The organism is Janthinobacterium sp. LS2A (assembly GCF_036543145.1).
GTDB lineage: Bacteria > Pseudomonadota > Gammaproteobacteria > Burkholderiales > Burkholderiaceae_D > Janthinobacterium > Janthinobacterium aestuarii.
On the sequence record NZ_JAZHPB010000001.1, the window covers coordinates 1,020,602 to 1,041,077 of the forward strand.

Annotated in this window: 21 protein-coding genes; 8 read left to right on the top strand and 13 right to left on the bottom strand. The window is 63.3% G+C overall.

The window, feature by feature from the left end:
- Positions 1–213 precede the first annotated feature (213 nt).
- Positions 214–1,365, top strand: coding sequence for a serine hydrolase domain-containing protein (locus tag V3C40_RS04725; RefSeq protein WP_331776699.1), 1,152 nt, complete (start codon positions 214–216; stop codon positions 1,363–1,365).
- A gap of 44 nt (positions 1,366–1,409) precedes the next feature.
- Here V3C40_RS04725 and V3C40_RS04730 read toward each other — a convergent pair whose 3' ends face one another.
- Both V3C40_RS04730 and V3C40_RS04735 read right to left on the bottom strand, forming a co-directional pair.
- On the bottom strand, positions 1,410–2,054 hold the full coding sequence (locus V3C40_RS04730) for a DUF6000 family protein (protein ID WP_331776700.1): 645 nt from the start codon (positions 2,052–2,054) through the stop codon (positions 1,410–1,412).
- The gene (locus tag V3C40_RS04735) at positions 2,051–2,944 is read right to left on the bottom strand and encodes a LysR family transcriptional regulator (protein WP_331776701.1); all 894 of its coding nucleotides are present in this window, start codon (positions 2,942–2,944) and stop codon (positions 2,051–2,053) included. The genes V3C40_RS04730 and V3C40_RS04735 overlap by 4 nt, the downstream gene beginning before the upstream one ends.
- Before the next feature lie 109 nt (positions 2,945–3,053).
- Between V3C40_RS04735 and V3C40_RS04740 the strand changes: the two genes are divergently transcribed.
- Both V3C40_RS04740 and V3C40_RS04745 read left to right on the top strand, forming a co-directional pair.
- A complete protein-coding gene (locus V3C40_RS04740; protein WP_331776702.1) occupies positions 3,054–3,698 on the top strand; it encodes an MFS transporter in 645 nt (214 codons plus the stop codon).
- Positions 3,596–4,561 (top strand): MFS transporter, encoded by a 966-nt coding sequence (locus V3C40_RS04745; RefSeq protein ID WP_331776703.1) that lies wholly within the window; start codon positions 3,596–3,598, stop codon positions 4,559–4,561. Before V3C40_RS04740 ends, V3C40_RS04745 begins: the two co-directional genes overlap by 103 nt.
- Here V3C40_RS04745 and V3C40_RS04750 read toward each other — a convergent pair.
- The 3 genes from V3C40_RS04750 to V3C40_RS04760 form a co-directional block, all read right to left on the bottom strand.
- Complete coding sequence (locus V3C40_RS04750) at positions 4,543–5,079, bottom strand: hypothetical protein (protein ID WP_331776704.1); 537 nt, start codon at positions 5,077–5,079, stop codon at positions 4,543–4,545. The genes V3C40_RS04745 and V3C40_RS04750 overlap by 19 nt on opposite strands.
- Positions 5,080–5,161: 82 nt before the next feature.
- On the bottom strand, positions 5,162–6,742 hold the full coding sequence (locus V3C40_RS04755) for a methyl-accepting chemotaxis protein (protein ID WP_331776705.1): 1,581 nt from the start codon (positions 6,740–6,742) through the stop codon (positions 5,162–5,164).
- A gap of 268 nt (positions 6,743–7,010) precedes the next feature.
- The gene (locus tag V3C40_RS04760; protein ID WP_072453709.1) at positions 7,011–7,445 is read right to left on the bottom strand and encodes a hotdog fold thioesterase; all 435 of its coding nucleotides are present in this window, start codon (positions 7,443–7,445) and stop codon (positions 7,011–7,013) included.
- 143 nt (positions 7,446–7,588) lie between these two features.
- Here V3C40_RS04760 and lpxO point away from each other — a divergent pair, with 143 nt between their 5' ends.
- From lpxO to fdx, 3 genes are all read left to right on the top strand, one after another.
- Positions 7,589–8,488 carry a lipid A hydroxylase LpxO gene (gene lpxO, locus V3C40_RS04765; protein WP_035818659.1) on the top strand — a complete coding sequence of 300 codons (900 nt, stop codon included), beginning with the start codon at positions 7,589–7,591 and terminating at the stop codon, positions 8,486–8,488.
- Positions 8,489–8,570: 82 nt separating this feature from the next.
- Entirely contained in the window at positions 8,571–8,969 is a 399-nt protein-coding gene (locus tag V3C40_RS04770) for a DUF6331 family protein (RefSeq protein WP_331776706.1), read from the top strand.
- Between the two features lie 61 nt (positions 8,970–9,030).
- Positions 9,031–9,363 carry an ISC system 2Fe-2S type ferredoxin gene (gene fdx, locus V3C40_RS04775; RefSeq protein ID WP_046685158.1) on the top strand — a complete coding sequence of 111 codons (333 nt, stop codon included), beginning with the start codon at positions 9,031–9,033 and terminating at the stop codon, positions 9,361–9,363.
- 45 nt (positions 9,364–9,408) lie between these two features.
- On the opposite strand, the gene V3C40_RS04780 is transcribed toward fdx, so the two are convergent.
- Positions 9,409–11,454 carry a M13 family metallopeptidase gene (locus V3C40_RS04780; RefSeq protein ID WP_331776707.1) on the bottom strand — a complete coding sequence of 682 codons (2,046 nt, stop codon included), beginning with the start codon at positions 11,452–11,454 and terminating at the stop codon, positions 9,409–9,411.
- Between the two features lie 118 nt (positions 11,455–11,572).
- Positions 11,573–12,358 (bottom strand): hypothetical protein, encoded by a 786-nt coding sequence (locus V3C40_RS04785; protein WP_331776708.1) that lies wholly within the window; start codon positions 12,356–12,358, stop codon positions 11,573–11,575.
- Between the two features lie 123 nt (positions 12,359–12,481).
- On the opposite strand from V3C40_RS04785, the gene V3C40_RS04790 reads away from it, so the two are divergent.
- Positions 12,482–12,712 (top strand): DUF7661 family protein, encoded by a 231-nt coding sequence (locus V3C40_RS04790; protein WP_034748505.1) that lies wholly within the window; start codon positions 12,482–12,484, stop codon positions 12,710–12,712.
- Positions 12,709–13,209: a hypothetical protein gene (locus tag V3C40_RS04795; RefSeq protein WP_331776709.1), complete on the top strand. Its 501-nt coding sequence runs from the start codon at positions 12,709–12,711 to the stop codon at positions 13,207–13,209. Before V3C40_RS04790 ends, V3C40_RS04795 begins: the two co-directional genes overlap by 4 nt.
- Positions 13,210–13,232: 23 nt before the next feature.
- On the opposite strand, the gene V3C40_RS04800 is transcribed toward V3C40_RS04795, so the two are convergent.
- From V3C40_RS04800 to V3C40_RS04825, 6 genes are all read right to left on the bottom strand, one after another.
- Positions 13,233–13,802: a DUF1439 domain-containing protein gene (locus V3C40_RS04800; protein ID WP_331776710.1), complete on the bottom strand. Its 570-nt coding sequence runs from the start codon at positions 13,800–13,802 to the stop codon at positions 13,233–13,235.
- Between the two features lie 218 nt (positions 13,803–14,020).
- Positions 14,021–14,974: a hypothetical protein gene (locus tag V3C40_RS04805; RefSeq protein WP_331776711.1), complete on the bottom strand. Its 954-nt coding sequence runs from the start codon at positions 14,972–14,974 to the stop codon at positions 14,021–14,023.
- Positions 14,975–15,010: 36 nt separating this feature from the next.
- Positions 15,011–15,454: a hemerythrin domain-containing protein gene (locus V3C40_RS04810; RefSeq protein WP_034748516.1), complete on the bottom strand. Its 444-nt coding sequence runs from the start codon at positions 15,452–15,454 to the stop codon at positions 15,011–15,013.
- A gap of 90 nt (positions 15,455–15,544) precedes the next feature.
- Complete coding sequence (prsR, locus tag V3C40_RS04815) at positions 15,545–16,915, bottom strand: PEP-CTERM-box response regulator transcription factor (protein ID WP_331776712.1); 1,371 nt, start codon at positions 16,913–16,915, stop codon at positions 15,545–15,547.
- Positions 16,916–16,930: 15 nt separating this feature from the next.
- The gene (gene prsK / locus V3C40_RS04820; RefSeq protein ID WP_331776713.1) at positions 16,931–19,033 is read right to left on the bottom strand and encodes an XrtA/PEP-CTERM system histidine kinase PrsK; all 2,103 of its coding nucleotides are present in this window, start codon (positions 19,031–19,033) and stop codon (positions 16,931–16,933) included.
- Positions 19,030–20,418, bottom strand: coding sequence for a TIGR03013 family XrtA/PEP-CTERM system glycosyltransferase (locus V3C40_RS04825; protein ID WP_034748523.1), 1,389 nt, complete (start codon positions 20,416–20,418; stop codon positions 19,030–19,032). The genes prsK and V3C40_RS04825 overlap by 4 nt, the downstream gene beginning before the upstream one ends.
- Positions 20,419–20,476 lie beyond the last annotated feature (58 nt).

Here is a 20,476-nt window from a genome sequence, read left to right on the forward strand (position 1 = left end):
AGCGTGCACCTTCAACGGTCCGGCACTTTTGGCGCATGGACGGCGAGCGCTTGAGCGTCGCCTCGCATGCACGCCTTAATGACGCGCAATCGGGACAGGCACTGTTATTTGTCATGCAAATGTCACACTGCATGGAAGAAAGAAGATGAGATTTTTGCCAAGTTTTTTCTGTCACCGCTGTAGCCATTGTGCGAGAATGCCCCTCCCCCCTCGATGGTGCGCATGATGACCAAACTCGCCGCAAGCATCACTGTAATGACACTGCTGCTGGCAGCTTGCAAGCCAGCAGCCACGGCATCTGCGCACGACATTCCTGCGGCCATGCGCCAGACCGCGACCACTTTGCTGCAGTCACCATTGCTGCACGCGACCTCGATTGCCGTCGTTTATCGCGGCAAGGAATTCATCCTGCATCAGGGCGAGCTGGAGACCGGCAAAGCCAATCCGCCGAACGATACAACGCTGTATGAAATCGGCTCAGTCAGCAAAACTTTTGCTGGCCTGCTACTGGCGAACGCCGTGCTGGACGGGAAGGCGGCGCTCGACGATCCCATACAAAACTACCTGCCGGCCGCCTACCCGAACCTGCAGTGGCAAGGCCAGCCCGTGCGCTTGCGCCACTTGATCACGCACACCAGCACCATGCCGGGCATGCTGCCATTGCAGGTGAACGCCATATTGCAGGATTTCACGGCACACGCCACGCCGGCAAAGCTCAATGCAGCGTATGCCAACTACGGGCAACAGCAATTCTGGCAGGATTTACATACGGTCAGCATCAAGGGTCCGCTTGGCAAGGACTACGCCTATTCCAGCGCCGGTACCGAACTCATTGCGCACACGCTCGAAACAATCTACGACATGCCCTATGCAGACCTGCTCGCGCAATTCCTCGCGCGCGAAGCCGGCATGCGCGATACCGGGCTGAAAATCGCAGCCCAGGATGCCGGCCGGCTGGCGCCCGGCTACCACAGCGACAATCCCGTCATCACGACACCGATGCCGCAACTGCCCTGGGGGGCGGCCGGCAACCTGAAGTCAACCATGCCCGATATGGCGAAATACCTGCGCCTGCAATTGGGCACCCATCGCGCGGTCGCCGAATCGCACAAGCCGCTGGTGCGCTTTCAGGATGACTTCAGCATTGGCTATTTCTGGAACATCGGCAACAACCGCCAGTTGGGCACGCATTATGTACACCATGGCGGCGTGCCACGTGCGCAAAGCTACGCCTACATCGTTCCCCAATATCAGCTTGGGGTCTTCATCATCACCAACCAGAGCGGCGACGCGACCGCCGGCGCCATGGAAAGCGCGCTGGCGCCTATTTTCGACACAGTGGAATCGATGGAAAGCGCGAAGTAGGCCGCCAACAATACGTACGGCGCCACAGTTTGGGGAGATGGCGCTTATTTGCCAGGCGCTGCGGCCTGCAAGGCGCGCAAGGCGGCCATGCGGGAAGTAAATTGCGCGAGCGCGTCGTCCAGCGCCAGGCCCGGGCGGCTGGCGGCGAAGGCGGTCCAGGCCGGCGCGTGGCGGGCCGCCTCATCCCGGCCATGCTGGCCATCGAGGTAGGCAATGGCCGCCATCGCGTGCTCCTGATCAAAGTGCAGCTGCGGCTGGCACAAGTAATATTCAAGATAGCGGTGCAGGTAGTCGCGGCTGGCTGGCGTGTCGAAAACAGCCAGCGCCAGACAATACGCGCTGCCCGCGTAGCAGACCTCGCTGGCCAGCAGCAGGCCGCCCAGCTGGTCCGTGAAAGCGGACTGTCCGGTCAGTGCGGCCAGGTAGGCGCCCGCCGTGCGGCTGCGCCAGTCGAATTGCCCCAGCAGGCGCGCGATGACGGTGGCGTCGGCCTGCGCCAGCCGCTGCGCGCACGCCAGCGCCTGGGGCTGGTGCAAGCCCATGTACAGGGGCCGCACCCAGCCGTCGCGCAGGGCCGCCGTCAGCGGTTCCTGCGGCGGCAGCGCCGGCATGGCAAACGGGTGGTCATGGCGCACGGTGGCGCCGGCCACATGCAATTGCAATGGCGTCAGGGAAGAATCCACCGTCATGGCATAGCTCCAAAAGTTTGATCCTGCAACTGTTCCACGAGGAAATCGATGAACACGCGCAAGCGCGGCGGCAGGTGGCGGCTGGCCGGCCACAGCAGCCAGAATGCCGTGCGCGCCTGCGTATGCTCGTCCAGCAGCGAGACCAGTTGCCCCGCCGCCAGCTCGCGCTGCACGACAAATGCGGGCAGGTAGGCGATGCCCTGCCCCTGTACGGCCAGGAAGACGCGCATCTCCACGCTGTTGCACACCATGCCTGGCACCGGCTGGGCAGCCTCGTCCATCAGCGGCCACTGTTCCACACGGCCCGTGGAGGGAAAACGGTAATCGAGGCGCTGATGCCGCATCAGTTCGGTGCCATCGGCGGGCCGGCCGTGGCGCGACAGGTAGGCGGGCGACGCCACCAGCAGGCGCCGGAACGTACACAGTTTGCGCCGCATCAGGCTTGAATCGGCCAGCTCGCCCGTGCGCACGGCCGCGTCAAAGCCGTCGCTGACGATGTTGACCATGGCGTCGGAGAAATCGAGGTCGAGTTCGATGGCGGGATAGGCTTGCATGAACGCAGCGATGGCCGCTTCGAACAGGCCGCTGTAGCGTGGCAGGCTGATGCGCAGGCGGCCGCTGGGCGCGCCGCCCGATTCACCGAGTTCGCGCTCGGCCGCTTCCACTTCCGCCAGGATGCGCTTGCAGCGCTGCAGGAATTTTTCCCCTTCCGCCGTCAAGGCCAGATGCCGCGTGCTGCGCTGGAACAGGCGCGCGCCCAGCCGCGCCTCCATGCGCGCCACGCTTTTCCCGACGGCCGACGACGACAGGCCCAGCAACCGGCCCGTGGCCGAAAAACTACCGCTGTCGGCCACCTGCACGAACATGGCGATGCCACCCAAGCTATCCATTCACACTCCACTCAAGACATTTGTGTCCGATATGTTGATCAGTTTAGCCCATTTTTCTTCAATGATGGGCGCGCCATACTCGCCCCTCTTTCTTTCATATCCGACACCCATGTCCTCTTCCTCACCTCTTTCACTCCCGCTGCAAGTGCTGGCCGCTTGCCTGACGGGCTTGCTGATACCCCTGTGCTTCACGGGCCCGGCCGTGGCCCTGCCCGCCCTCGGCGCCGAATTGCACGGCAGTGCCGCCGCCCTGAACTGGGTCATCAACGCGTATATCCTCAGCTATGGCAGCGCCATGATGGTGGCCGGCAGCCTGACGGACGTGCTGGGACGGCGCCGCGTCTGGCTGGCGGGGTTGGCGCTGTTTTGCGTGGCGACCCTGGCCATTGCTGTCCCGCCATCGGTGGCATGGATCGCCGCGCTGCGTTTCGTGCAGGGCCTGGGCGGCGCGGCTGCGTTCGCCGCCGCCATGTCGTCGCTGGCGCCATTGTTCCACGGCGCGGCGCGCAGCCGCGTGATGAGCGTGCTGGGCACGACATTCGGCCTGGGCCTGGCCTTCGGTCCGCTGGCGGCCGGCGCCATGCTGGCGCTGGCCCGCTGGCCCGCTGGCCCGCCATCTTTTATGCCACGGCCGCGCTGGGCGCCACCGGCATGCTGCTGGTATGGGTCAGCGTGCCGGCCGATCCGGCGCGCGGCCAGGGCCGGCTGGACTGGCCTGGCGCCATCAGCTTCAGCGCCGCGCTGGGCCTGCTGACCCTGGGCATGCTGCTGGCGCCCGAACACGGCTGGCGCAACGGCGCCGTGCTGCTGTCCATCGCCGCATCCGTGCTGCTGTTCCTCGCCTTTGTCGCGATCGAGCGCAGGACGGCGCGGCCCATGCTGGATTTGTCGCTGTTCCGCCAGCGCCGCTTTGTCGCCGTGCAAGTGCTGGCCGCCTCGCCCGCCTTCCTGTTCATCGTGCTCATCGTCATGCTGCCCGGGCGCTTCATCGGTATCGACAATATGTCCGCGCTGGCCGCTGGCCGTCTGATGATCGCCCTGGCCGCGCCGCTGCTGCTCGTGCCCGTGTTGGCGGCGCTGCTGTCGCGCTGGGTCAAGACGGGCGCCCTGTGCGCGGCGGGACTGCTGCTGGCCGCGGCGGGCCTGGCCTGGCTGGCGCAAGTGCTGGGCCATGGCGGCACTGCGGCGCTGGCCGGCCCCCTGCTGCTGATCGGCGTGGGCATCGGCTTGCCGTGGGGCTTGATGGATGGCATGGCCCTGAGCGTGGTGGAAACGGAGCGGGCCGGCATGGCGACGGGTATCTTCAATACCGTGCGCGTCAGTGCCGATGGGGTGGCGCTGGCCCTGGCGGGCTCCTTGTTGGCCGGCCTGATCGGTGCGGGCCTGGCACAGCAACTGCCGGCCGAACTGCCCGTGCTGGCCGCCGCCAGCCGCGCCGCGCTCGGTGACATCCAGCAAGCAACACAGCTGCTGGGCGGCCAGGAAGCGCTGCTGCGCGCCAGCTATGACGCCGCCTTCCGCCAGTTGCTGGTCGGCCTGGCGGTGCTGGCCGTGGCGCTGGCGGCGCTGGTGCCGTATTTGCTCAGGAAGGATGGGGCTCAGGCATCCAGGCCGTAGAACACGGCGATAAGGATGGCGATATTGTTGCAGGCGCGCGCAAACGCCGTTGTCGCGTAGGCAACGGCCACGCTGGGGCCGCGGTAGCGCAGGTAGACAAAGCTGAACATGGCGCCGGACCCCAGCGCGACGATGGCGTGCAGCAGGCCGCCGCTGATGAAATGCACGATGGCCCACAGGATGGCGCCAATAAAAACGCTGAGCTGGCGACTGGCGCCCAGGCGACGGAGGATTTCCAGCGGCAGCAGCTGGCCGAGGAAGGTTTCCAGGATGGGGGAATAGATGACGACCCAGAACACCAGCAGGGGCAGCGACATTTCGCGCTTGAACTTGGACAGGCCCGTGTGCGCGCCCCAGTATTCGGGCGGCAGCAGCCATTTCGTGACGAACAGGATGGCAAAGCACAGCATGCAGGTGAGCAAGCCCCAGCCAAGACAGGCAAGGGCCAACTGCAGCACGGGCGGCGCCGGTTTGTCGTCGTCCGGGCTGGATAGATCATGGCTGCTGCGCACTTGCATGACTCGTCCTGGCGGTGATCCAGCGCTCATTGTAGCGCGGAATATGCCGGTTGGCGCGCGCCGCGCCAAAGCGCCATCGGCCTCAGGCCGCCAGGCGCAGCGGTCCGCTGGCCGGCGGGGCCAGCTTGAAGATGCCCACTTCCTGTTCCAGCTGCGCCGCCTGCTGCTGCAGTTCGTGCGCGGCGGCGGCCGCCTGCTCGACCAGGGCCGCGTTTTGCTGGGTCACACGGTCCATGTCGACGATGGCGCGGTTGACTTGTTCGATGCCGGCGCCCTGCTCCTGCGTGGCGTGGCTGATCTCGGCCATGATGCCTGTCACCCTGCCGATGCCGGCCACCACATCATGCATGGTGGCGCCCGCCTGCTCGACGAGCACGGTCCCCGTGCCCACCTTGCTGACGGAATCGTCGATCAATGCCTTGATTTCGCGCGCGGCGGCGCTTGACCGTTGCGCCAGGCTGCGCACCTCGGTGGCGACGACGGCGAAACCGCGTCCCTGTTCGCCGGCGCGCGCCGCTTCCACGGCCGCGTTCAAGGCGAGGATATTCGTCTGGAAGGCGATGCTGTCGATCACGCCGATGATGTCGACGATCTTGTTCGATGAGGCATTGATCAGGCCCATCGTGTGCACCACTTCGGCCACGGCCTTGCCGCCCTGCTCCGACACCTGCGACGCTTCGCGCGCCAGGCGGTTCGCCTGCTGGGCGTTGTCCGCATTCTGGCGTACGGTGGAAATCAGTTCTTCCATCGATGAGGCCACTTCTTCGAGCGAGCCGGCCTGCTGCTCCGTGCGCTGCGACAGGTCGCGGTTGCCCGTGGCAATCTCGGTCGACGCCGTGGCGATGCTTTCCGTTCCATGGCGCACCTTGCCGACGATGGCGGCCAGGTTGTCGCGCATGGTCTTGATCGCAAACAGCAGGCTGCTGTCGTCGCCATGGCGCGTGTGCACGTCGATGGCCAACTCCCCCAGCGCGATGCGCCCGGCGATCGCGGCCGCATACGCCGGTTCACCGCCCAGCTGGCGCAGCAGGCCGCGTGTGATGACGGTGGCGACCGCAATGCAAATAAGCACGCTGAGCGCGGCCAGCACGCCGATCCAGCGCAAGGACTGGCCGTAGATGGCGCGCGCGGCCACGCTGGCCTGCTCCGATTCGCGCTGCACGTTTTTCAGCACCGTATCGATGTCGGCGACGATCTGGCGCCGCAAGGGGCTGCACTCTTCGACGAGGAAGGTGCCGTACTGTTCCATTTGCCCAGCGGCGCGGAACTGGCGCGGACGTTGCAATTCCTGCGCCATGGCTTTCAAGCCCGTGCTGACTTTCTCGAATTGAGCATCGCCAACAAACTGCGGCGCCAGCCGGGCCAGCGCGTCCAGGTACAGGGCCTTCTGGCTGTCGAGGATGGCCAGCTCTTTCTCGGCGGCGGCCTGGTCGTGGAAGATATATGCGTTGCGGGCGGCCAGGCCCGTCTGGTCGAGCGCTTCGCGCGCCACGTACAGCGGTTCGAGTTTTTCCAGTTGGACTTTTTCTTGCGCGTCCATGGCGCCGGAAATGGCGCCGATGCGCAGCAGCGCAAAGGCCGCCAGCACCAGCATGAGTAAGACCAGCAGCCCGAAGCCTGCGCTCAGGCGCGCGCCTATCGTCAAACGATTGAATGACATCATTGTTGTTATTGCCCTGTATAAAGTTGATTTTTTGCCGGTTCCGCTAGAACCGGGCGATCTGCTCGCCGTCGTGTGCCTTTCCCGCATGCTGCAGGATGGGTCTCTAACTGGCGTTTTTTGGGCAGTCAGCTTCTAATGTCGGGCAATGCAGGCGCGCGGGACTTTCCGCTACGCCATACAACAGCACACTGAATTATAAGCGAACAGCGTTTTTTATGATTTCACGCGCTCGCTTTTCATGCCTTGATGCAAGTCAAGAGCTGCCGCATCAGCCCGCGCCCGGGGCGTCGATGACGGCCATGGTGATGCGCGAGATGCAGCACAGTTTGCCGTCGTCGCCCGTGATGCGGATTTCCCAGACCTGGCTGGTGCGGCCCCGGTGGATCGGCGTGGCGCGCCCCGTCACGTGGCCGCCGCGCACGCCGCGCAGGTGGTTGGCATTGATTTCCTGGCCCACGCTCACGTGCCGGCTGGAATCGAGGCAGGCATTCGCGGCCATGCTGCCCAGGGTTTCGGCCAGCAAGACGGAAGCGCCGCCGTGCAGCAGCTTGAATGGCTGCATGGTGCGGTGGTCGACGGGCATGGTCGCTTCGATCCAGTCGGGGCCGAAGGCCGTAAATTCGATGCCCAGGTGGCGCATGGCCGTGCCCTCGCTGGCGGCGTTGAGGATGGCCAGGTCGAGCGGTGCGTGCCAGATTTCCATTGTTACCTCGGATAGTGTGTAGAAAAGGCCATTGTAGGACAGAGCGTCCGCGCGTGCCGCTTCATCTTTCCTTCACCGTGGCCCGGGGTGGCCATGGCATTAACTGGTTATAATTGCCCCATTCTTAAAAAACGAGGTTGTGTATGAAGTGGGCCTTGCTGGGCATTTTTGTGTTTTCTGTTTTACATATTCATTTTCGGGGCAAGGTGCGCCTGCCGTTCCGCCGCCAGATCTTCGATCACTCCTCGTTCATGGCGCCGCTGAACCTGTTCATGCACACCTTTTCCAAGGTGCCGGCCACGCCGTATTTGGCCGTCGAGCAATTCCCGGAACTGGCGCCGCTGCAGCAGAACTGGCAAATCATCCGCGATGAAGCGCTGCGCATGCAGGAAATGAAAAAGATCAAAGCCGCCGAAAAGAACAATGACGTCGGTTTCAATTCCTTCTTCAAATATGGCTGGAAGCGTTTCTACCTGAAATGGTATGACGCGAACCATCCGTCGGCGCAGCAGATGTGCCCGCAAACCTATGCCTTGCTGCAATCGATTCCGTCGATCAAGGCCGCCATGTTCGCGGAACTGCCGCAAGGCGGCAAGCTCAACCCGCACCGCGACCCGTTCGCGGGCTCCCTGCGTTACCACCTGGGCTTGCAGACGCCGAACGACGACCGCTGCTTCATCGACGTCGATGGCGAGCGCCACAGCTGGCGCGACGGCCAGGCCGTGATGTTCGATGAAACGTATATCCACTGGGCCCGCAACGATGCCGACAGCGACCGCATCATCCTGTTCTGCGACATCGAGCGCCCGATGCGCTACCGCTGGGCGCAAGGCTTGAACCGCTGGCTGGGCCGCACCCTGATGACGGCCGCCGCCTCGCCCAACGAACTGGGCGACCAGGTGGGCGGCGTGAGCAAGCTGTTCCAGATTTCCTGGACCATGGGCCAGTACCGCCGCCGCTTCAAGGCGTGGAACAAGACGGCCTATCAGGTCACCCGCGTGGCGCTGGTCGTGGGCATCATCGCGCTGATCTATTTTATTTAAGCACTGCATTACCGCACAAGAAAACCGCCTTCGGGCGGTTTTTTTTATAATGCAATACCACTGACCAGGAGAATGCTGACACATGACGGAACGCGACCGCCAATACGATATCCAGATCGGCGACGATGCATGGATCGAATTCATCGGTCTTGACGGCCGCTATGAGCAAGCCATCGACATCGATCCCTTGCTGGGGGAACTGTGGCCGCTGATCTGCCTGCTGGAAACCCATTGTGTCGCCGGCTGCTGCGGCATGGATGCCTACGACTTCACGCGGGAAGCCGTCGATACGGCGCTGCTGGAACTCGATCGCGCGCAACTGCATGCCGCCTGCGTGCAGGCCCGCAGCGCCGTGGCCGCGGTCGCCAGCGATGTATTGCTGAGTAACACGATGAATCACTACGCCGATAAACGCGTGTTCCTGCAATTGCTCGATCATCTGGACGAATGCATCGTCGCGCAGGATGCCGCAGGGGCTTGACCTTGCCAAGGCGGGAAGGTCCACAGTGACGGCATTAAAGGATAACCGAGGAGAATCCCGCATGCCAAAGATCACCGTCCTGCCCCATCCCGAGCTGGCTCCCGACGGCGCCGTCATCGACGCGCCGCAGAACATGAGCATTTGCGACGCCTTGCTGCTCAACAAAATAGACATCGAACACGCCTGCGGCCAGGTGGGCGCCTGTTCCACCTGCCACGTGATCGTGGTGCAGGGTTTCGATACACTCAACGAACTGGGTGACAATGAAGAAGACATGCTCGACCAGGCCTGGGGCTTGCAGCCCCACTCGCGCCTGTCGTGCCAGGCGCGCCTGGCCCAGGAAGACCTGACGGTCGAACTGCCCCGGTACACGCTGAACCACGCCAAGGAATAGTCCCTGGCGCGGTTGCGCGACTGCCCTACGGGTTTACCACGTGATTTACCACATGATCACACGCTGCTCGGGCGGCAGATACATCAGGTCGCCCGGCTTGATGCCGAACGCTTCATAGAAGCCGGGCTGGTTCTTGACCGTGCCCTTGGCGCGGAATTCGCCCGGCGAATGCGGGTCGCTCTTGATCTGGGCGATGGCCGCTTCGGGACGCAGTTTCGCGCGCCATTTCTGCGCAAAACCAATGTACAGGCGCTGTTCGCCCGTCAAGCCATCGATGACGGGGGACGGCTTGCCACCGAGCGAACGCTGGTAGGCCTTGTAGGTGATCGACAGGCCGGAATTGTCGCCGATGTTTTCGCCCAGTGTCAGCTCGCCATTGATGTGGTAGCCAGGCACCGGGCTGTAGGCGCCGTATTGCTTGACGAGGCCGGCGGCCAGCGCCTTGAAGGCCGCGCGGTCTTGCGCCGTCCACCAGTTGCGCAGACGGCCCTTGGCATCGTATTGGCTGCCCGAATCGTCGAAGGCATGGCTGATTTCATGGCCAAAAGTGATGCCGAGCAAGCCGTAATTGACGGCGTCTTCCGCCTTCACGTTGAAGAATGGCGGCTGCAAAATGGCGGCCGGGATCGTGATGGCGTTGAGGGCCGGGCTGTAGCTGGCGTTGACGGTTTGCGGCGTCATCGACCATTCGTCGCGGTCGACCGGTTTGCCCAGCTTGGCCAGGTTTTGCTGGCGGCTCCACGCGCGCGCGGCGCGCACGTTGGCGATCAGGTCATTCGGCTGCGTCTGCATGCTGCTGTAGTCGCGCCAGGTATCGGGGTAGGCGATCTTCGGCTTCAAGGCCGCCAGCTTGAGCTGGGCTTCCTTCTTGGTTTCCGGGCCCATCCAGTCGAGCTGCTCGATGCCATCCTTGAACGAGGCGACGAAATTGTCGAACATGGCCATCACGCGGGGCCGGGTTTCCGGCGGCAGATACATTTGCACGTAGCGCTTGCCGACGGCGTCGCTGATGGCGTTATCCGTGAAGCGCAGCGCCAGCTGCCACTGCGGTTCGCTTTGCGGCACGCCGCGCAGCACCGTGCCGTCGAAGGCGAAGCGCTCCTTGACAGTCGCGCTGTCCAGGTAGGACGCATAGCTTTCGATGATGCGCCAGTTCAGATAGCTCTTCCACGATGCCAGCGGCACGGCGGCCACGGTCTCGGCAAAGCCTGTCATGAAGCTGGGCTGGCGCACCACGGCCGAGGATGCCTTCGGCGCCAGGCCGGCGGCCGTAAAGTAGGCGTGCCAGTCGAAGGCCGGCGCCAGTGCCGCGAATTTGTCGAAATCGACGCGGTTGTACGATTTCACGGGGTCGCGCATCTGCACGCGCGTCCACTGCACTGCCGCCAGGCGCGTTTCGATGTCGAGGATCTGCGCCGCGTGTTCGGCAGCGGCCTTGTCGCCACTCATGGCCAGCATGGTCTCGATATGCTTGAGGTATTTGGCGCGCACGGCTTGCAGCTTGGCGTCGTCGTCCTTCAGGTAGTAATCGCGGTCGGGCAAGCCCAGGCCGGACTGGCTGATATTGACCGTGTACTGCTCGGGGTCTTGCGCATCGGGCGCCACATAGGCGGAAAACGGCGTCGCCACGCCATTGCCTTGCAGATAGGCCAGCAGCGCCGGCAAGTCTTTCTTGTCCTTGACGGCAGCCACGCGGGCTAGTTCGGCGTGCAGGGGCTTGAAGCCGGCCGCATTGCGCGCCTTGTCGTTCATGAAGCTCGTGTACAGGTCGGCGATCTTGTGCGCCTCGCTGCCGGGCTTGCCGGGATTTTTCACGGTGGCGTCGATCAGGCCGCGCAACTGGCCCTGGGCAATTTCGCGCAATTCGATATACGTGCCCCAGACGGATTTGTCGGCCGGGATTTCCGTATTGCGGGTCCACACGCCGTTGACGTAGCCGTAGAAGTCATCCTTCGGGCTGACGGCCGGGTCCAGGGTTTTCAGGTCGATGCCGGAGACGGGTGCGGCGGGATTGTTGGCTTGGGCGTACAGCGAGGGCGAAGATAAGGCGAGCAAGGCGCAGCAGGCGGCGCTGATAAGTGAGCGTTTCACGAAGATTCCTTTAATTGTTTTCACTTCATGTTGGGGAACATGCTTGTCCAGGCATGGGAGGCCGGATTATAGTCCGCCAGCCTGCCCCGCAACAATGACAGTTAAACAATTCCAGGTATCAGCGGATCAGGAGATCGAACAGGTCCACGGTCTTTTTACCCTGATTTTTCAGCAGGTCTGCAAGCGAGCCCGGCGTTGGCCCACCATCGCCGGCCGCATGATTGAAATAATTAAAATCGAGCTTGATCTTGTCTTCCAGGTCGTTCGCATAATTGGCGGGATATTGCGACTGTTCCAGCTGGGGCAATGTACTGAAATGGCCCAGCACCGACTTGAAGAAATTGGTCATCTTGCCGGTGCTATTGTATTCCTGCATGGCTTGCGTCACGACTTGGGTGCGCCAGGCCTGTTCTTCATCGTATGCCTGCGTAAAGGCCGCACGCCGCTCGTTGATGGTAAAGGTCCCGCTGTCATCGTTCGAAATGGTGGACAATTGCTCGCGCAACAAGCCAGCAAAGGGATTGGGCCCCTTCCTGTCGACAAACGCGGTAGCGGCAGCGGCCGACTTTGCCGAGGCCGCGTCATTCGGTTCCGGCACCTGCCTGGCGGCGGCCGCCTTGTGTTCCGCGTCCAGCGGATAGAGAATCTCCGTCGTATTGTCCTTCACCCACACACCCAGCCCCGCATGATCGTAGCCCTGGACGGTGGCGCTGGTGGCTGTCGCGGCCTTCGACAGGCGCCCGGCCAGGGTGGAAATCACGACGTCGTCGGCCACGGCGCCAGCGCCAGCCGGTGCCCGGGAGGCCTGCGCCTGGTCCGACGATGTCTTGTCCGATGATGTCTTGTTGCCTTGCGCGACCGATAATGCCCCAGGCTGGATTCCCACCGTGCTGATATTCATCATCGCCCGCCCCAAGTTAAGTAAATGTTACTATAGCACAATAAATATCGGGGTTATGTCACGGCGCTTTACGCAATGCTTCCTGTCGCGGCACATTCAAACCATTTGTTTTGTTGGAGCAGACTGATGCAGGAATTCAGATTCAATGTTTTCGGCACGCTGATTGGCATCCGGGGGATGCCGGGAGCATGGCGCGCATTCTATCTCGGCGCGGAAGGCAAGCGCCGGCCCGCCGATTTCATTATTCCCGACGATATTCAAGCCGATGCGCTGTGCGAATACCTGGCTGACCTGTTCCATGAAGAGGCGACGCCGCGCAATAACACAACGATACAGCTTAATGAAGGATCGCCGTGAATCGATGGACGCAATACCTGTTCGAGGAACATGACGAAAAAAAGCTGCGCAAGTGGTCACGGCGCCTGAAGTTCTTCCGTTTTTTCAGGGCGCTTGGGGGACATGCCAATGACGGCGACTCACTGGATGTCGCCTTTGCCTACGTCGAACCCGCACAGCTCGACACATTCTTGGCGGGCCTGGGCATCAAGCTGGTGAAATTTGACGCACCGCCACCGCAGCCTTTACCGGGCGACGCCTACCCCGGCGATGCATACTTGCAGTTTCCATCGCTGATTGATGGCACCTTGTGGCAACAGCCCGGGCGGTGTGACATCATGGGTATCGAGGTCTTCATCTGGTGCCATGCCGGGGTGCTGAAAATTTCTCTACATGATGGCTATGCGGTGTCAGAGCAGAATGTGCGCGACGCCGAGGCCATCGAAAAGCTGCTCGCCCGGGTGGTTCTTGAGCGGATAGAACCGCCTGCCGACAGCCTTCATTACATTTTCCCGTAACAGCATCCTGGTGCAATGCGCCCCTACTTCACCGGCTCGAACGTCACCGTCAATCCATTGCTGCTGGTCCTGAGCTGCGTCGGCACGAATTGCACGCCCGCATAGCGCAGTTCGTCGGGCTTGAACGTGTAGATCGGCGTTTCATGCATGAGCTGGTCGGCCACCAGGCTGGCCACCTTGGCGAACTGGCGCTGCTGGGCTTCATCCATGCCGTCGATGGTCACCTTGTCCACGCTCGCTTCGCTCAGGTAGACCGCGTTGCGCTGGGCGTCCAGCACGAGGCGGCCCGACATGGCCAGGCTGCCGCGCCAGGTTTGGCGGATGAACGGCGGCAGGACGCTGGCGTCCACGCTGAGAGCCACTCTTTCGCGCTCGGGTTGCAAGGACAGTTGTGGGTGGGTCAGCTTAACGTCCAGCACGGACAGCACGCGCTTGTCGATGGGAAAGCGGCGCTCCAGGCCTTGCTGCATCTTGCTCAGCGACACATTCACGTCGCGCGGGCCGATCAGGGTGGAACACGCGGCCAGCACAGTACAGGCAAAGGCGGCGATCGTGGCGGTTTTCAGCAAGGGACGTATGGAGGTCACGTTCATGGATGGTCTCGGAGGAAAGATGGCGCCATCTTACACATGCGCCCGCTTTCACGCAAAAACCGGCGCCCACCTTGCAGCGGGCGCCGGTTCTTGTGTTGGCCTTGTCAGCGGACGAACAGGGCGATCAGTATGACGATGGGCAATGGAATGCCCAGCAGCAGCAAGAGGATGGAACGCATGGAGGACTCCTTGATTTATATAGTTTATAGAGACAGGGTTCAGATGGTGACGTGGCGCAGCACGCGCTCATGGTCGCGCTGGCGGCCGCCAAACGTTGCCGCCAGGCTGGCCACGAAAGCGCCGAGCAGCAAGGCGACGAACATCCACAGTGCCGTGTGGGCACCGGCCTTGCGGGCCGTGTCGGCCGCCTGCTGGGCACGCGCCTTGGCATCGGCGGCGGCCTTGGCGGCGCGGCCGTAGACGGCGTCGACGCGCGCTTCCGCTTCAGCTTGCGTCAAGCCCGTGCGGCTGGCCACGACCTGGCCCAGATAGGCGCGGTCATCGGCGGCCAGGCTGCCCGTGGACAGGCTTGTTGCGAAGATCCTGCCGGTTTCCATGCGCTGGTCGGCCGTGCTGGCATTGGCCGAGGGTGCCGCCAGGGTGCCGGTGGTGGTGGCAGCAGCGGTGGCAGGCGCGGCAGGCGCGCGCAGCAGCATGTCCGAGAAATAATCGAGCGGATTGGCTCCGCCGCCCTCGCCTGCATTGGCGCCTGCAGCACCAGCAGCACCTGCGCCCGCCGCCGCAGCTGGCGACACCGCCGCCGCCACGCCGCTGCCCGCATCGATGGCGCCGCTCAGTACGGCGCGCGTGCCGCCGGCCATCACGGCCACGGTGACCAGGGTGGCCACGGCCCAGGCCAGCAAGCCGTGCGCCGTATCGCGGAAGTGCACTTCATCCGTGTGGATGGCACTCCATTTCACGCGCAACCGGCCCGCCATGTAGCCGCCGATGCCGGAGGCGGCCAGTTGCATGAAGGCCAGCCAGGCGATGGTCGACACGCCGATGGCCGTCGCGTTGAACGACCATGGCGACACGGACGACAGACCCAGGCCCACGCCGAGGATCAGCAGGATGAAGGACAAGGCGGCCGCAGCGGCCGCGCCCGCCAGCACGGCGCCCCAGGAGACGCCCGGATTGTTCAGGTCCGACACGGACAATTGTGTAGCTTGCATGGAATACTCCCTTGGTTGTTGATTTTTTTAAGCCGTTCAGGCGGCCACGCCCGTCAGCTGTTCCTTGCGCGCGGCCATTTCCTGGCCCAGCGCGTCGAGGTCGACAGCCGTCTCGCGCACCTTGGGAAACATGTCACCCTCCTCTTCCTTGACGTGGTGCTCGATCTGCTCGGACAGCACCTTGACCTTGGCGTCGTACAGGTCGTCGGCCGGGTCCATGGCGGCGATTTGCGCGATGAGCTCCTTGGCGCTCGCGTGCTCGACGAGGGCTTCATCCATCAGGTCGCCGTCGTGGATGGGGCGGCGCACGGCCGGGTAGAAGATTTCTTCTTCCAGCTGCGTGTGCACGGTAAGTTCCTGGCAGATCTGGTCGGCCAGCTTTTTCTTGGTGGCAAATGAGCGGTCGCTCAAGCCTTCATATTGGGCAAACAGGGCCTTCACGGCCTTATGGTCCTGCATCAATAGATTGATCGCGTTCATGGCGCCTCCTTGTTGTAGATGAGGCAAGGATGCGCCATGGCGGCGCCATCGTATGTGCGACGCCTTACACAATCTTGATTTTTAATACACTCAGCTATTCACCTGCGACTTGATGCCGTGATGACCCATCAGGTCGTACAAGGTGGGCCGGCTCACGCCCAGCAGTTCGGCCGCCTTGGCAATATTGCCGTCGGCCCGCGCCAGCGCGCGCACCATGACCTTGTATTCGGCACCGTCGCGGGCCTGGCGCAGGTTCAGCGGTTCATCCTGGGGCGCAGCCTGGGCGCTGGCGGGCAAGCCCAGGTCGTCGGCGGCGATCTGCGGCCCGTCGCTCATGATGACGGCCCGCTTGATGCAGTTTTCCACTTCGCGCACATTGCCGGGCCAGCCGTAGTTTTCGATCAGCTGCAGCGCGCCGGTGCTGAAATGCAGGTTGCTGCGGCCTTCGCTGGCGCAGAACTTGTTCTTGAAATGGTGGGCCAGCAAGGCCGCATCGCCGGCCCGCTCACGCAGCGGCGGGATGCGCAGGACGATTTCGCTGAGGCGATAAAACAGGTCTTCGCGGAAACGCCCCTGTTCCGCCAGCACTTTCAGGTCCTGGTGCGTGGCGCATACGATGCGTACATCGACGGCGATCTCGGCACGGCCGCCGACGCGCTCGATGACCCGCTCCTGCAGGAAACGCAGCAGTTTCGCCTGCAGCCCCATCGGCATGTCGCCGATTTCATCGAGAAAGAAAGTGCCGCCGTGGGCCAGTTCGATCTTGCCCAGGGTTTGCCGCGCCGCGCCCGTAAACGCTCCCCGCTCATAGCCGAACAGCTCGCTCTCGAGTAGGTTTTCGGGGATGGCCGCGCAATTGATGGCAACGAAGCGTTGCGCATGGCGGCTCGACAGTGCATGCAGTCCCCGCGCAATCAGTTCCTTGCCGCTGCCCGAGTCGCCCAGCAGCATCACGCTGGCCGACGAGGGCGCCACTTTTTCCACGCTGCGGCACAGCTTCAACATGCCCGGGTCGCGGCTGACGATGCCGGCCAGCGGCGAGTCCGCCTGCGTCTGCAGCATGCGGCGGTTTTCCTGCTGCATCGCGTGCAGATAGAACGCGCGGGCGATGACCAGGCCCAGCATGTCGGCCTCGAACGGTTTCTGGTGAAAATCGTAGGCGCCCAGGGCGATGGCTTTCAAGGCATGCACGCGCTCCTGGTTGCCGGAGAGGATGATGACTTTCGTGTCCGGCGCCAGCGCGAGGATTTGCCGCAGGGTGGCCAGGCCTTCCGTGGCGCCGTCCGGGTCGGGCGGCAAGCCCAGGTCCATCGTCACGACGGCCGGCTGGTGTCGCCGCACGAGCGCCAGCGCCGCCTCGCGCTCGCCCGCCAGCAAGACTTCATAGCCGTCAAAACTCCAGTGCAACTGCTTTTGCAGGCCGGGGTCGTCTTCGATGACCAGCAGTTTTTGTTTTGCCATACGTATGCACTCCAGTCAGCGGGTAGAGCAGCGGAAATCTGGGGTATGACCCGGCGGGTCAGACCCCGTGGCCGCGTGCAGCGGCAGGACCACGCGAAACGTCGTGCCCACCTGCGGCTCGCTGCGCACTTCCAGGCTGCCGCCCACTTCGCGCAGGTATTCGCGGCTTTCGAACACGCCGATGCCCATGCCCGCCGTCTTGGTCGTGTCGAACGGTTTGAACAGGCGTTCGCGGATGAATTGCTCGCTCATGCCCTGCCCCGTATCGTCGAGCTCGACGACGGCCGTATGCTGTTCGCGCCGCAGCCGCACGGCCACCTTGCCATCGCTGGCCGTCGCTTCGATGGCGTTCTGGATCAAATGGCCCAGCACCCGTTCCAGGCGCGCGCGGTTGGCCAGCACCGTCAGCTCGCCATCGACGATTTCCAGCCGGGGCGCCGGGGCCAGGCTCGCCTTGGCGGCCACGGCCTGGCGCAGCAAGCCGTCGAGCAGCAGCGGCGCGGGCGCTTCCGGCGCCTCGCCGCGCGCCAGTTTCTGCAGCAAGGTCTTCATTTTCTGCACGGAATGGTCGAGGGTGCCCAGCATGTCTTCCTGGAAGGCGGGATTGGCGCGGTGCTTTTCCGCATTACTCAGTAGCAGCGACAGCTGGAACACGAGGTTTTTGAGGTCGTGCACGATGAAGGTGGACATGCGGTTGAACGAGTCGAACTGGCGCGCCACCGTCAAGGTATCGAGCGATTCGCGGTGCGCCAGGTAGCTGGCGGCTTGGCTGCCGGCAATTTTCAGCACGTCGAGGATTTCCCAGTTCAAGCTGATGTGCGTGCGGGGCCGCGCCAGCGCGACAAAGGCGAACAGCTGGCCGTGCAGCATCAATGGCACCAGCAGCCACACATCGGGCAGCGCCAGCAGCGCGGGCGGCAAGCGCAAGCCGCCGTACTGGCGCGGGTTTTGCTGGCAATCGGGCACGTCGATCACCCATAGCCGTGCCTCCAAAAACTGGCACAAGGGACCAGATGCCGGCTCGCTCCACCTGCTCGGCGGCCAGTTCCAGCTGGCCGCCGGGGTGAACTGTCCCTGTTCGCGCAAGATCCACAGTGCGCCGGCGCGGCTTTCCACCAGCTGCGCCATCGCCTGTATCGTGCGTTCACCGAGCGCTGGACCGTCTTCGGACAAGGCGCGCGTAAATCTCAGCCATTCCTCGCGGTAATCGAAGATGGCATTGTAAAAATGTTTATTGATATACACCTTGAGCTTGGCGCGCAGGCTGCCGGAAAACAGCACGCCCGCCAGCAGCAAGGCCGCGCCGCCCAGGTAAGCCATCTGCATCAGGGAACCCCAGGTGCCGCCGAAATAGCGCAAATAATAGGCACTGGCCGCCATGGCCAGCAAATAGATGGCCGAGCCCAGCAAGGCGGCCGAGCGGTACAGCATCTGGCGCGAGACGGACAAGCCCAGCGCCCAGCCCGGATTGCGCGCGGCCGAGACGGCCAGCAGCGGCGCGCACAGGGCGTCGACGATGCCGCGCGCGGCCCAGATGTCGTCATTGACCGCGCGAAACAGCAAGGCGTCGCTGTACAAATAGAAATCGTAGGCGAACAGCCCGCCTACGCCCAGGCACGCGAACTTGATGCCCCAGCGTTTCAAGGGCGGCGTGTTGCGGTACCATTGTTCCACCAGCAACATGCCCAGCACGGCCAGCAGCAAACGGCAAACACTGGCGATGAGCCGCGCCGGCAAAGGCAGCGCCAGCCAGGATGAGGCCATGGAAAGCAGCCACGGTGCCAGCGCCGTGAGGACAATGCCGGCCAGCACGAGGCGCAAACGGGGCCGCGACGGTTCGATCAGCAGCAGCAAGAATACCAGCCAGGCCAGGGTGCGCAACAATTCCAGCGCGTCGCCGGCCAGCGCGATGCGCTGCCCCAGCAGCACCAGCACCACCGTGCCCGTCGCCCAGCCGCCCGTCGCCAGGCACGCCACAAGCAAGGCGCGCACGTTTTGCCGTGCGCGCCAGTTGCTGATCAATAGCAGCGCCAGCACGAAAAAGGCCAGCGACGCCAGGCCATGGCTGAGAGCCGCCGCGTCGGGCGCCGCCAGCCAATCCGACTGATCCCGCATCATCGGCTGCCCTTGCCAAACAGCACCACCTGCACCGTGTCGAGCAGGATCAGCAGGTCGAGGAACAGGCTATTGTTTTTCACATAATACAAATCGTATTGCAGCTTCTTGACGGCATCGTCGACGGAGGCGCCATATTGATAGCGCACCTGCGCCAGGCCCGTGATGCCCGGCTTGATGCTGTGACGAATGTTGTAGTACGGCACCTGCTCCTTCAGCTGCTCGACAAAATACGCGCGTTCGGGGCGTGGTCCCACAAAACTCATCTCGCCGCGAAACACATTGAGCATTTGCGGCAGCTCGTCGATGCGCAGCTTGCGGATCAGATTGCCCACGCGCGTGATGCGCGCATCGTTGGCCAAGGCCCAGATGGGCGTGCCGTCGCGCTCGGCGTCGCAGCGCATGCTGCGAAATTTCAGCACCTTGAATGGCTGGCCGTCGCGCCCCACCCGTTCTTGCTGATAGAACACGGGGCCGCCGTCTTCCAGACGGATGCACAGGGCGGTTACCAGCATCACGGGCAGCGACGCCAGGCAGATGACCCCGCTGGCCGCCAGGTCGAACAAACGCTTCGACGTGGCGCGGAAAAAGCTCTGGTCGAAGCCGCCGCCATAGATCAGATAGCTCGGTTGCAATGAATCGATGCGAATCTGGCACGCTTCGCGCTCGAAAAACGTGGCCGCGTCGATCACCTTGACGCCGCCCAGCGCGCATTCCAATAGTTGCTTGGCAGGAAACGCGCCATTGCGCCGGTCGCTGACGGACACGACGATTTCATGCGCGGCATGGCGCTGGGCCGTGGCCAGCAGGGACGGTCCGGTCGGCAGCAAGGCCGAGGCCGGCACGCAGCATTGCTCGCCCGCCACATCGATGCAGCCGACGACCGTAAACTGGTGGAATCCGATCTTGCTGGCCGCCAAATCCATGCATTCGCGCGCCAGTACCCCGCCACCCACCAGGATCAGCCGGCCTTTCATCAGCGCCGATTGCGAGGATTTGAATACCAGCAGGCGCGCCAGCAGCACACCGATGGCGCCCAGGCCGAAGATCAGCACGCTGCCGCGTCCGAAATGCAGGGCTGGAATGAAGCGTATCAACACGCTGAGCACGGCAAAACCCAGCGCGAACGACGGCAGGATGCGTAATAACGTGTTGCGGATGTCTTCGCGCGAGCGGTGCTGGTACATGCCCAGCGCGCTCATGCTCAAGACGATGACCAGCGCAAAGATCGAGGACGACAGGTAGACCTCGCTCGCCCGCACCACGTGGCTGCCATCCGCCAGCCACAGCAAGGACGTCAGGGTGGCCGACAGCAGCAGGATCAGGATTTCCAGCAACAGCAGGATAAACGCTGTTTTCGAGACATAGTGGCTGAAGATGCGGATCATGGTTCCCCCTGCGGCAAAAAGCATCGGGCCGCGCGCAAGGCGGCCTGTTGCTGGTCTT

Excerpts from the sequence above, each read along its gene's own strand:
- V3C40_RS04760 (WP_072453709.1), bottom strand. The coding sequence starts at position 7,445 with ATGGAAATCTGGCACGCACCGCTCGACCTGGCCATCCTCAACGCCGCC.
- V3C40_RS04790 (WP_034748505.1), top strand. The coding sequence starts at position 12,482 with ATGCAGGAATTCAGATTCAATGTTTTCGGCACGCTGATTGGCATCCGG.
- V3C40_RS04745 (WP_331776703.1), top strand. The coding sequence starts at position 3,596 with ATGCTGCTGGTATGGGTCAGCGTGCCGGCCGATCCGGCGCGCGGCCAG.
- V3C40_RS04770 (WP_331776706.1), top strand. The coding sequence starts at position 8,571 with ATGACGGAACGCGACCGCCAATACGATATCCAGATCGGCGACGATGCA.
- V3C40_RS04740 (WP_331776702.1), top strand. The coding sequence starts at position 3,054 with ATGTCCTCTTCCTCACCTCTTTCACTCCCGCTGCAAGTGCTGGCCGCT.
- V3C40_RS04810 (WP_034748516.1), bottom strand. The coding sequence starts at position 15,454 with ATGAACGCGATCAATCTATTGATGCAGGACCATAAGGCCGTGAAGGCC.
- V3C40_RS04755 (WP_331776705.1), bottom strand. The coding sequence starts at position 6,742 with ATGATGTCATTCAATCGTTTGACGATAGGCGCGCGCCTGAGCGCAGGC.
- fdx (WP_046685158.1), top strand. The coding sequence starts at position 9,031 with ATGCCAAAGATCACCGTCCTGCCCCATCCCGAGCTGGCTCCCGACGGC.
- prsR (WP_331776712.1), bottom strand. The coding sequence starts at position 16,915 with ATGGCAAAACAAAAACTGCTGGTCATCGAAGACGACCCCGGCCTGCAA.
- V3C40_RS04825 (WP_034748523.1), bottom strand. The coding sequence starts at position 20,418 with ATGATCCGCATCTTCAGCCACTATGTCTCGAAAACAGCGTTTATCCTG.
- prsK (WP_331776713.1), bottom strand. The coding sequence starts at position 19,033 with ATGATGCGGGATCAGTCGGATTGGCTGGCGGCGCCCGACGCGGCGGCT.
- V3C40_RS04785 (WP_331776708.1), bottom strand. The coding sequence starts at position 12,358 with ATGATGAATATCAGCACGGTGGGAATCCAGCCTGGGGCATTATCGGTC.
- V3C40_RS04730 (WP_331776700.1), bottom strand. The coding sequence starts at position 2,054 with ATGACGGTGGATTCTTCCCTGACGCCATTGCAATTGCATGTGGCCGGC.
- V3C40_RS04725 (WP_331776699.1), top strand. The coding sequence starts at position 214 with ATGGTGCGCATGATGACCAAACTCGCCGCAAGCATCACTGTAATGACA.
- lpxO (WP_035818659.1), top strand. The coding sequence starts at position 7,589 with ATGAAGTGGGCCTTGCTGGGCATTTTTGTGTTTTCTGTTTTACATATT.
- V3C40_RS04800 (WP_331776710.1), bottom strand. The coding sequence starts at position 13,802 with ATGAACGTGACCTCCATACGTCCCTTGCTGAAAACCGCCACGATCGCC.
- V3C40_RS04805 (WP_331776711.1), bottom strand. The coding sequence starts at position 14,974 with ATGCAAGCTACACAATTGTCCGTGTCGGACCTGAACAATCCGGGCGTC.
- V3C40_RS04735 (WP_331776701.1), bottom strand. The coding sequence starts at position 2,944 with ATGGATAGCTTGGGTGGCATCGCCATGTTCGTGCAGGTGGCCGACAGC.
- V3C40_RS04750 (WP_331776704.1), bottom strand. The coding sequence starts at position 5,079 with ATGCAAGTGCGCAGCAGCCATGATCTATCCAGCCCGGACGACGACAAA.